General features: G+C 56.5%; 2 protein-coding genes. One reads left to right on the top strand and one right to left on the bottom strand.

Annotation, left to right across the window (positions count from 1 at the left end; genetic code table 11):
* Positions 1 to 1,553: 1,553 nt before the first annotated feature.
* The gene (locus tag ACYVD0_RS12030; protein ID WP_460427028.1) at positions 1,554 to 2,360 is read right to left on the bottom strand and encodes an SDR family NAD(P)-dependent oxidoreductase; all 807 of its coding nucleotides are present in this window, start codon (positions 2,358 to 2,360) and stop codon (positions 1,554 to 1,556) included.
* A gap of 71 nt (positions 2,361 to 2,431) precedes the next feature.
* On the opposite strand from ACYVD0_RS12030, the gene ACYVD0_RS12025 reads away from it, so the two are divergent.
* A complete protein-coding gene (locus ACYVD0_RS12025) occupies positions 2,432 to 3,076 on the top strand; it encodes a TetR/AcrR family transcriptional regulator (RefSeq protein ID WP_460427027.1) in 645 nt (214 codons plus the stop codon).
* The last annotated feature ends 98 nt before the right edge of the window (positions 3,077 to 3,174 follow it).

Below are 3,174 nucleotides of genomic sequence, written 5' to 3'. Positions count from 1 at the left end.
AAGCGTACAGATCTCCCAGGGTAATTCGCGCGACCTTCCTGCTTATGCCTGTCGGATCTACGTCACAGCGTTCCGTGCAAGTATTGGGCTTTGACGATATTGGCTGCCTTACCCCGCTGTACCGCCTCTATCCGCTTCCTGTTCGTCAGGCCAGCATTTTGCCTCGGGCTTCCTTCAGATTCGCAGTCGCCCGCGACACCCTTGCCTCTGGCTAACACTTCCCCTTGCCGGGTGTGTAGAGGACTTTCACCTCCAAGTCACCAGCAGGGCCACCACAGCCAAGCTGGTTGCGCTTGCGCGCAACGCGCCATGCCTGGCGCACCAATAGAAAACGCCCCTGCTGCGAGGGGCGTTTTTCATCTCACCATGACTCCAGCACCGAACTTGGCTGAACTACGCCGTAGCCAGATACAGTAGGTTTATCAAGGAATTGCAGCTTCTCGGCCGCGCGAGCGAAGTGCAATTCTCCGGCGGCGGCAAGGAACAGTGTAGGTACCTCAACTCCATAAAAACCGCCCCGAATCTCCGGTCAGGCGGCGAACTTCTTTGCTCCCGCGACACAGACCACTGCGCCAAACGTCACGATCAGCAGTACGCACCCAAGCCTTTACGGCTTGGGAAAGGGTGACGTGTGCCCCGATGCCAGAACGTCTCGCCGCGTGAGTTCTTCATCCTCGTGAGTCACGTTTTCGTTCGGCTGCACATCAACAACGTGACAGTACCAGCGGCGTCAGTTGCGCAGCGCACGAAACCAACCTCCCGAAATGACAAACCTTGGGAAGGTAATCCATTGTTCAAGAAAGATGCGGGATACCGTGTTGGTTGCATTGGTGAATGGCTCAGGTGGAATTTCTTCGTGCTGATGCCCCCAACCTTGCAGAGTGACTGAGACTACCATGGCAACAAGCGAGATGGCTCCGAAGATTACGGAACATTGAATGAGCGCAACCACTAGTCCAATAGTGCCTATCAAAAAGAAGGGCACGGCGACTAGATGAATGAGTAAGTTCGTGCGTGATCGGTGATACCTCGGGTACCCCCTCCACTGCCATTGCAACAACTTTCCAACGCTCATTTAACCTCCTATGTGAACAGTGTGAGAGCCTAACGCCTAAGTGCTCGAAGAAAAATAATCCGATATTTTTCCCCTGCACTGCCCGTGCAGGCCTCTGAAATACAGGGGTTGGCTTGGTTCGGAACAGCAGAAAATCCGGGAAAATTTCGTTCGAGTACTTACATTGGTACGATTTTTTCTTAAGCCTGTGGTCTTCCCTTCTTCCTCAAGAATTTCGCAATGAACTTATGATCTCACCGCCAGTAACGGATTCGATATCCAGGCGCGACAGCGGGAGGGTATTCAGCGCCGTCATGCCGTGACGTTCTTCATCTTCGAAAAATCGGGATGAACACCGGTGAGATCTATCGAAAGCTGCCAGAGTTGCCTAGCAAGACTGATATCAAGGGCTGCGTCCGCAGGACATACCTGGGTCGGGTAACCTTTCTTTTCGTTCCGGCCATCCGGCCCGATGAACTTGCCGCTCTCGACCTCGGGGTCAGTGGCTGCATACAGTTGGGGTAATACCCCCCATCTCGGCAGGCTGTGCCAAGAAGCGATTGCCAAAGCGCATGAACAGCTTGAGGATGCCGCCTGGCCCGCTCATCTGCAGGCAGGTAGCCGCATATCCGGGATGTGCGAGCACGCTCTTGATGGGGGCGCCGGCGGCTCTGAGCCGGCGATCCAGTTCGAGTGCGAACAGCACATTGGCGAACTTGGATTGGGCATAGAAGGCGATGCGCCCGTATTTGCGCTTGCCTGTAAGATCGCCGAAATGGATCTGGCCGCGCTTGTGTAGGTCGGAACTGATGGTGACGACACGACCATCTTGGCTCTCGCCGATTCGTGGCAGCAGCAGCCCAGTAAGGGCGAAATGGGCCAGATGGTTTACGCCGAACTGCAGTTCGTGCCCCTGTAACGTCAGCAAGCGCGGCGGCATCATGATACCGGCGTTGTTGGCGAGAAGGTCAACGCGCGTTCCCCCGACGATCAGTCGCTTGCCGAATGCCTTCACCTGCTCCAAGTCGGCCAGATCGAGTTGGCGCAGCTCGGCGCTACCTCTGGGATGATGTGCCTGAATCCTCGCTTGGGCGTCCCGCCCTTTCTGCAAGTCCCGCACAGTCATGCTCACATGAGCACCGCGCTTGGCCAGCTCTAAGCTGGTCAGAAACCCCAACCCGCTGTTGGTCCCGGTAACAACCACAGTGCGGCCTGTCTGATCAGGAATATCGCTGCTGCTCCAACTGCGCTGACCGGAGAGAGGGGCATCAGAGCTGTTCCGATTTTCTGCTACCGTTGTGGCCATCTGTTCATCTCTCATCTTAACAGTGATAAAATCTAAGCTATACCACAGTCTGAACAGTGTAAAGATGCGTCATGCCTAAAGCGAAACGAAACAGTCGAACGGAGGAGCGCCATCCCGAGCGCTATCACCACGGAGATCTCAAGGCGGCCTTGATCCATGCGGCCGACGAAATCCTGGCGGAGCAGGGTGTAGAAGGCTTCAGCCTACGTGAAGCGGCTCGGCGTGCGGGGGTTTCCTCGGCGGCGCCGGCCTATCACTTCGGCAGTGCCGCCGGCCTGCTTTCCGAAGTGGCCGTTCTCGGTTTTGTGGGGCTCGCGAAGCATTTGGATGTCGGTGCCGCCAGGAGTGCGCCGGCACAGCGGCTGCGGATGCAGGGGATTGGCTACGTGCGTTTCGCGCTTACATATCCGGGTCGGTTCCACCTAATGTTCCGACGCGATTTATTGAGCGAGGATCACTCAGCCCTGCAGGAAGCGGGCGAACGAACCTTGATGCAGCTCGAAGACAGCATTCGCGCGATCCGCTCCATCCCCGAGGATCAGCCCCTGGACGCCGAGGCACGTGCCGCGCTGCTCGCCACCTGGTCGATGGTCCATGGTTTTGCCCACTTGGTGCTCGACGGGAAGCTTGCGCATATGCATGCAGGGGCGACAGCAGACAACCTGCTGGAAAGCGTGCTGCCGAAGATGCTGTTGAGTCAATGGCCAGATACCTAGGGCCTGTTAACACTATTTGCTATAATGCAGCAAATAGTGTTGAGACCGAGTGCCATGCAACTGACCGCCGAGCAATTCAAACAAATCGAAGGCTTGTT

Source organism: Azotobacter armeniacus (assembly GCF_054779355.1).
The sequence above is the reverse complement of the archived record's forward strand: the minus strand, read 5'-3'. Positions and strand labels throughout refer to the sequence as shown.